This window comes from Flavobacterium sp. LMO6, assembly GCF_009495795.1.
In the GTDB taxonomy this organism is placed as follows: Bacteria; Bacteroidota; Bacteroidia; order Flavobacteriales; family Flavobacteriaceae; genus Flavobacterium.
This window is the reverse complement of the sequence record NZ_WIBH01000064.1, coordinates 1-555: the sequence shown is the minus strand read 5'-3', so window position 1 is coordinate 555 and position 555 is coordinate 1. Positions and strand designations below refer to the sequence as shown.

Here is a 555-nt window from a genome sequence, read left to right as displayed (position 1 = left end):
GCCATATTTTTAAACCGCTGTTAAATGCAGTATTATATTTTCGGAACTTAAAAAACAACGCAACGTTTATAAGCAAAATTAGGTTTCCGCTTTCCAATGTCACACAAACTTGGTCTGTCGCACAAAGATTGGTTTCACGCAACGTATTTTCAACACAAAGTTTTTCGGCAAAGTTCGGTTCAGATTTCACTTATCACGCAAAATTTTTCGGCTACATTTTTAGAAATTATATAACGAAAAATAGGAGCGAAGCGTTCAGTGTAAGTTCGGAAAATATATTGCATTTAACGTTTCGCGGCTTGAAAATTGTGGCGAAAACCCAACACCAAGCCTTCACAAATATACACAAAACTTTAAATTTAGCAACTGCGCCATTTCAAAAATTCCCGAAACTAGCCATATTTTTAAACCGCTGTTGTAGGCTGCATAATATTTTCAGAACTTAAAAACACAACGCAACGTTTATACGCAAAGTTCGGATTGTCACGCAAAGCAAATTTTCACGCAACGTTAAATATCAGTTTTCAATTTCACTTCGGATTTTCTCGCTAACGT

1 protein-coding gene is annotated in these 555 nt (G+C 35.7%); it reads left to right on the top strand.

Features of this window, described 5'->3' with window-relative positions; translation table 11 throughout:
* Positions 1 to 446, top strand: a 446-nt coding sequence (locus GFJ99_RS13695) for a hypothetical protein (RefSeq protein ID WP_203228802.1), incomplete at its 5' end; no start/stop codon positions are given.
* Positions 447 to 555 lie beyond the last annotated feature (109 nt).